Origin of the sequence: Nonomuraea deserti, from assembly GCF_004348685.1 — a bacterium.
Lineage (GTDB): Bacteria > Actinomycetota > Actinomycetes > Streptosporangiales > Streptosporangiaceae > Nonomuraea > Nonomuraea deserti.
The window spans coordinates 1-6,425 of sequence record NZ_SMKO01000319.1 but is presented as its reverse complement, the minus strand read 5'-3'; the positions used below and the strand labels follow the sequence as shown (position 1 = coordinate 6,425).

The 6,425-nt window shown below is 71.7% G+C and carries 6 protein-coding genes; 1 reads left to right on the top strand and 5 read right to left on the bottom strand.

Translation table 11 applies throughout. The annotated features are described in order from the left end of the window. From E1292_RS48920 to lhgD, 5 genes are all read right to left on the bottom strand, one after another. Nucleotides 1-1,694, bottom strand: a 1,694-nt coding sequence (locus tag E1292_RS48920) for an ABC transporter (RefSeq protein WP_132606644.1), incomplete at its 3' end; no start/stop codon positions are given. Nucleotides 1,695-1,756: 62 nt separating this feature from the next. Continuing rightward, nucleotides 1,757-2,413 carry a response regulator transcription factor gene (locus E1292_RS48915; RefSeq protein ID WP_132519845.1) on the bottom strand — a complete coding sequence of 219 codons (657 nt, stop codon included), beginning with the start codon at nt 2,411-2,413 and terminating at the stop codon, nt 1,757-1,759. A gap of 65 nt (nt 2,414-2,478) precedes the next feature. Continuing rightward, nucleotides 2,479-3,888, bottom strand: coding sequence for a sensor histidine kinase (locus E1292_RS48910; RefSeq protein ID WP_132606643.1), 1,410 nt, complete (start codon nt 3,886-3,888; stop codon nt 2,479-2,481). Beyond that, a complete protein-coding gene (locus E1292_RS48905; RefSeq protein WP_246090993.1) occupies nt 3,888-4,580 on the bottom strand; it encodes a response regulator transcription factor in 693 nt (230 codons plus the stop codon). The genes E1292_RS48910 and E1292_RS48905 overlap by 1 nt, the downstream gene beginning before the upstream one ends. Nucleotides 4,581-4,597: 17 nt before the next feature. Continuing rightward, complete coding sequence (gene lhgD, locus E1292_RS48900) at nt 4,598-5,836, bottom strand: L-2-hydroxyglutarate dehydrogenase (RefSeq protein WP_132606641.1); 1,239 nt, start codon at nt 5,834-5,836, stop codon at nt 4,598-4,600. Between the two features lie 34 nt (nt 5,837-5,870). Here lhgD and E1292_RS48895 point away from each other — a divergent pair, with 34 nt between their 5' ends. Beyond that, a complete protein-coding gene (locus tag E1292_RS48895; RefSeq protein WP_132606640.1) occupies nt 5,871-6,248 on the top strand; it encodes a hypothetical protein in 378 nt (125 codons plus the stop codon). Nucleotides 6,249-6,425: the final 177 nt, after the last annotated feature.

The window sequence follows — 6,425 nt, the reverse complement described above, 5'->3', positions numbered from 1 at the left end:
GGGAGCTCGGCGCGGTGGGCCTGGATGCGGGCCAGCGCCGAGCGCAGCGCCTGCGCCGTGTCCGCGGGCGGCTCGACCGCCTCCAGCTGGGCGGTGAACCGGGCGGCCTCCTCGGCCAGCAACGTGCGTACCCGCTCGCGCAGATCCTCCCGGGCCCGCACCGTGAGCGTCCGCACCGCCTGGTCGCCGAAGACGGCCTCCAGCAGCTTCTGTGTCAGCACGCTCGTCCCGCCGGCGATCCCCACCTCGATCCCGGTCAACCCTCCGGTGGAGGCGAACACGGCCAGCATGAGCAGCAGCCCGGCCCCGTTCACCCCGAACGACGCCACGCGCGCGGTCGTGCGCCTCTCGGCCCCCTCCTCGCGTACGAGGTCGAGCACGAACTCCTGCCACCCCCGCACCGCTGCCTCGGCCCGCTTGGCCAGCTCGGGCGAGGCGCGGCCGAGCCGGGCGGACTCGACGGCGCCGAGCCGTTCGAGCAGCCCGGGGCCGCCGGGCGCGGCGGACCACCCCTCCAGGGCACGCTCGGCGGCGCCGTCGGCCGCGCCCCTGATCAGCGCCTCGACACCGCTCTCCAGGGCGTCTCTGAGCTGGACCTCCGGCACCCGTCCCGTGAAGAAGCCGACGACGCGGTCGCGCAGCCAGCCCACCCGGCTCTCCAGCGAGCGCATGAGGTCGCCGGTGCCGATGAAGTCCTGCCAGCGGGCCAGCACCTCGCCCCGCAGCAGCGACCCGTCGCGCATGCCCTCGTCGAAGTCGGCCATGCCGCCCGCGTAGGCCCCGGTGACGATCGAGCGCAGGCCGTCGAAGGCGGCGCGCTGGCGGTCGACGGCACCGGCCAGCGACGGCACCCGGGTGGCGAGGCTGTCGAGCGCCCCCGACAGCGTCTGGCGTACGACGCGGGACCTTTCCGCGGCGTCGGAGGCCAGCCCTGTGAGCCAGGCGGCGATGGGCCGCACCATCTCACGGGGCAGCCGGGCCTTCTCGTCGGGGAGCGGCACCTCGGGGACGGTGAACAGCCGGGTGTCCGCCAGGCCGTTCTCGGTGAGGAGGCGGGACAGGTCGCGCGAGACGGGGTCGAAGGCGTCGGGCGGCACGCGGTCGAGGACGATGGCCAGCGCGGTGCTGCGTTCGCGGGCGGACCGCAGGAAGCCCCACGGCACCTCGTCGGCGTAGCGGGCCGCGGTCGTGACGAACAGCCACAGGTCGGCCGCGGCCAGGAGCTGGGCGGCGAGTTCCCTGTTGGCGGTCACCACGGAGTCGATGTCGGGCGCGTCGAGCAGCGCGAGCCCGGCGCCGAGCGCGTCGGAGGTCACCACGCGCAGCGTGCCGGGGCCGGCGCCGGTGCCGCGGGACAGGCCGGGGAGCACGTTCTGGCCCATGAACCAGTCGCGGTCGGCGGGGCTGACCACGAGCGTGGGCACCAGCGTCGTGGGCCGCAGCACGCCCGGCTCGGCGACGTCGGCCCCGACCAGCGAGTTGACCAGCGTGGACTTGCCCGCGCCGGTGGATCCGCCGACGACGGCGAGCAGCGGCGCGTCGAGGGAGCGCAGCCGGGGCAGCAGGTAGTCGTCGAGCTGGCCGGTCAGCTCGCGCAGCGCGCGCCGGTCGGCCGCGGTATCCCCGATCGCCAGGGGGAACAACTCGCGGTCGAGCGGACGGCGCAGTGTCTCCAACGCGCCCAGCAGGTCCATGAACCCACGCTACCCAGCGTGAACCACATTCACCGGCCTCGGCGCCGAGAGGTGTTACGGGCTCAGCCCGCGGGCGGCTCCCTCAGCACGTAGCCGACGCTACGGAGCGTGTGGATGAGCCGCGGCTCGACGTCGTCGACCTTGCGCCGGAGATAGGAGACGTACGACTCGACCACGCCCGCGTCGCCGCCGAAGTCGTAGTTCCAGACGTGGTCGAGGATCTGCGCCTTCGACAACACGCGCCCGGCGTTGACCATGAAGTAGTGCAGCAGCTTGAACTCGGTCGGCGACAGGCGTACCTGCCTGCCGCCCCGCCACACCTCGCGCGCGTCCTCGTCGAGCTCCAGGTCGGCGACCTTGAGCCGGCTGACGGGGCCGCCCTCCCCGCGGGTGCGCCGCAGCACCGCCCGGATCCTGGCCTGCACCTCTTCGAGACTGAACGGCTTGGTCACGTAGTCGTCGCCCACCCGCAGCCCGGCGATCTTGTCCTCGGTGGCGTCGCGGGCCGTCAGGAACAACACGGGCGTCCCGATCCGCTTGGCCACCTCGAACCCGTCGAGGTCGGGCAGCATCACGTCGAGCACGACCAGGTCGGGCGAGGCGCGTTCCGCCACCTCCACGGCCTCCTGCCCGTCGGCGGCGGTCAGCACCTCGAAACCGGAGAAGCGCAGGCTGGCGGAGAGGAGGTCCCTGATGCTGGGTTCGTCGTCCACCACCATGATCAGCGCCTCGGGTTTCGTCACCTACTCAGCGTGACAAAATCACCTGAGGGTTTGCTGAAGGCTCACTCCAAGGCAAGTGGGAGTTCGACCCGGAAGGTGGAGCCGTCCTCGGGCGAGCTCTCGACCGTCACCGTGCCGCCGTGGGCCTCGACCAGCGCCTGCACGATGGCCAGGCCGAGCCCGCTGCCCCGGTCCTCCCCCGACCGGCGCGACCGGGCGGAGTCGGCCCGGTAGAAGCGTTCGAAGACCCGTTCCAGCTGGTCGGGGGTGAGCCCGGGGCCGCTGTCGACGACCTCGATGAAGAGCGTTCCGTCGCCGGCCCCGGCGCGCACGGTGATCGGCGAGCCCGGCTCGGTGTGGATGATGGCGTTGGTGACGAGGTTGCTGACGATCTGGCGCAGGCGCACCTCGTCGCCGGAGACGATCAGGGCCGCGCCGCCGATCACGTCGAGCTTCACCGCGCGGTCGGGCGCGAGGATCCTGGCATCGTGTACGGCGTCCGCGGCCAGCGCCAGCATGTCGACCGGGCGCATCTTCAGCGGCCGCTGCTGGTCCACCCTGGCCAGCAGCAGCAGGTCGTCCACGAGCAGGCTCATCCGCCCCGCGGCCTTCTCCACGCGCTGCATCAGCTCCGTGGGGTCGGCGCCGGGGTTCTGCCTGGCGTACTCGGCGAAGCCGCGGATGGAGGTCAGCGGGGTGCGCAGTTCGTGGGAGGCGTCGCCGACGAACTCGCGCATGCGGACCTCGGAGCGCCGGGCCGCCGCCTCCGAGTCCGACCTGGCGGCGAACGCGGTCTCGATCTGCGCCAGCATCCCGTTGAGCGACCTGGCCAGGCGGCCCACCTCGGTACGCGGGTCGCCGTCCGGCACCCGCCGGCCCAGCTCGCCGGCCGCGATGGCCTCGGCCGTGCGCTCGATCTGGGCGAGAGGGCGCATGCTGCGCCGTACGATCGTGATGCCCACGACGGCCAGGATGAGCAGGATGCCGCCGCCGCCGAGCAGCTCGATGAGCACGAGCCGCCGGGTGATGGCGTCGACCTCCTCCAGGTCCACCGCGACGACGAGCGTGCGCCGGCGGACCATGCTCTCCAGCACCCGCCACTCGCCGTTGCCCCTGATCGCGGGCGCGTTGTAGGGCTCGGCTCCCGGCGCGGACTGCAGGACCGGCTTCGGCTTCAGGTCGACGTCACGGTCGATCAGCATCGGCTCGAACGCGCGGCCCGGCTCCTTGACCAGCACGATCGCGTCGGACTCGATGGCGATCGGCCGGTCGGAGGTCTCCCTGTCCCGCTTCCAGTCGCTCAGGACCTTCTTGTGCATGCGCAGGCTGAGCAGGTGGAGCTGGCTGTCGACCCGGTCGATGAGGTAGCCGTGCAGCACCGAGACGCTCACCAGGCCGATGAACGTCATGCCGAACCCCAGCAGGGCCAGCATCGACGCGATCAGCTTGATCCGCAGCGGCAGGCCGCGCATCAGGGGCTCGGCGGCAGGCGGAGGACGTAGCCGACGCCGCGCAGCGTGTGGATGAGTCGCGGGCTGCGGTTGTCGATCTTGCGGCGCAGCACGGACACGTACGACTCGACGATGCCCACCTCGCCCCTGAAGTCGTAGTCCCACACGTGGTCGAGGATCTGCGGCTTGGACAGGACGCGGCCGGCGTTCGTCATGAAGTACCGCAGGAGCTTGAACTCGGTCGGCGACAGCGCCACGGCGTTGCCCCCGCGCCACACCTCGTGGCTCTCCTCGTCCAGCTCGATGTCGGCGAACGTCAGCCTCGGCGGCGGCGACTGCGGCTCCCCGCTCGTACGGCGCAACACCGCGTGGATCCTGGCGATCACCTCCTCCAGGCTGAACGGCTTGGTCACGTAGTCGTCCCCGCCGATCGTGAGCCCGCGGATCTTGTCCTCGGTCTCGTCACGGGCGGTCAGGAACACCACCGGGGTGTGCAGCCCGCCGCCGCGCAGCCGCCTGACGATCTCGAATCCGTCCAGGTCGGGCAGCATGACGTCGAGCACCATGAGGTCGGGGCGGTGCCGCTGCACGGCGGCCACGGCGTCGAGGCCGCTCTTGGCCGTGGTCACGTCGAAACCCGCGAACCTCAGGCTCGCGGCGAGGAGCTCGAGGATGTTCGGATCGTCCTCGACGATCAGCAGGCGTGCTTCCATCACCTTCAAGGATGCACTCATCGGACGGGTGCCGGGACAATTCCGGCAATGTGCCGGGCAATGGCCAGGCTTGACGTGGCGGCGGGCGACGGTGCGTTACGTACGAGCACGACCGGGCCGTGCACGTCCACGACGAAGTCGTCGACCATGCGGCCGTCCCGCGCCACAGCCTGGGCGCGTACGCCGCCTTCGGTTCTTTCCAGGTCGGAGGCGGTGAGCGCGGGGACGTAGCGGCGGGTGGCGCGGAGGAACTCGCGTTTGACGAGGGAGCCGTGGAGTTCCTTGAGCCCGGTACGCCAGTAGGCGCGGGCCAGCCGTAGCGTCCCCGGCCACCCTAGAATTTGCCGAAAATTGCAGTAATTTCGCCATCGCACGGCAGAACCGTAACCCTCATAGGCCAGAGCGAGCACCGCGTTCGGCCCCGCCAGCACCCTGCCGTCGGTCTGCCGCGTCAGATGAACCCCCAGGAACGGATAGCGCGGATCGGGCACGGGGTAGATCAACCCCCGGACGAGGTCCTTCGCCGCGCCCTTGAGCGCGTAGAAGTCACCCCTGAACGGCACGATCCTGACGTCCCCTGGCGAGCCCGCCATCCTGGCCACCGCGTCGGTGTTCAGCCCGCCGCACACGACCAGGCGGTCGAAGACGAGCTTCCGCCGCCCGGCCAGCACCTCCACGCCTCCCGGGCGTTCCCTGATCGCCCTGACCGGGTGCGCGAGGCGTACGGACCCGCCCAGCTCCGCGACGTCCTGCGCGAGCCGGCGCGCGACGGCCGGGAAGTCGCAGATCGCGGTGTGCGGCGAGTGGATCGCGCCGACGCCGACCGCGTGCGGCTCGATCTCGCGCAGCGCCAGCCCGTCCAGCTCGGAGATGCCCGGCACCCCGTTGGCCCTGGCCCGCTCGGCCAGCGCGCTCAGCCGCGGCCGCTCGGCCGTGGTGCTCGCCACGACCAGCTTCCCGACCTCGTGGTACGGCAGCGCGTGCGCGGCACAGTAGTCCTTGAGCAGCGCCACACCCTCGCGGCACAGTTTCGCCTTCAGCGAGCCCGGCGGGTAGTAGATGCCCGCGTGGACGACGCCGCTGTTGTGCCCGGTCTGGTGAGCGCCGACGCGGCCCTCCTTCTCCAGCACGGTCACCTCGGCGCCCCTGACCTGGGCCAGCTCCCGCGCCATCGCCAGGCCCACGATGCCCGCGCCCACGATCCCGATCTTTTCCGTCACACGACAATTTTCCGACTTACCACCCGCCCCCGCCATATCCGGACGAATCGAACATGAGTACGATGTCGCCATGTACGTTCCGCCGGAGTGGCCGCCCGAGGTCCGGCCGCCGAGCGTGCCCGACTGGGAGACCTCCGCGGTCGCCTGGCTGCTCGACGCGGTGCCGCCCGACTACCGCGCCTACGACGTGCTCAGGCGGCACCCGATCGCGCTCGCCAGCATGGCCAGGCACCACGTCTCCTCGGCCATCGAGGCCGCCCGCGCGGGCTACCGAGCGGCGGCCGTCGACCTCAAAGGACATCTGCCGCCGCACACCATCGAGGCGGTGCTCGACGTCTACCGCGAGGAGGGGCCCCGGCTGGTCCGCCTGTCGCGCTCCATCGAGGTGGTGGAGCGGGCGCTGCGCGGCGACCTGTTCACCGCCACGATGCGGCGCTCCGGCCGATGACCGGCGCTCAGCGGGTGCGGCGGGCGAGAAACGTGATCACGCCCACGGCGGTGGTGGCCGCGATCAGCCAGATGAGAACGTCTTTGACGGTCAACCCGGACGCGCCGGTGTCGGCGGCCACCTCGGCAGGACTCTCCTCCGGAGTCTCTTCCGGGGCTGTCTCTTATACACGTCTGA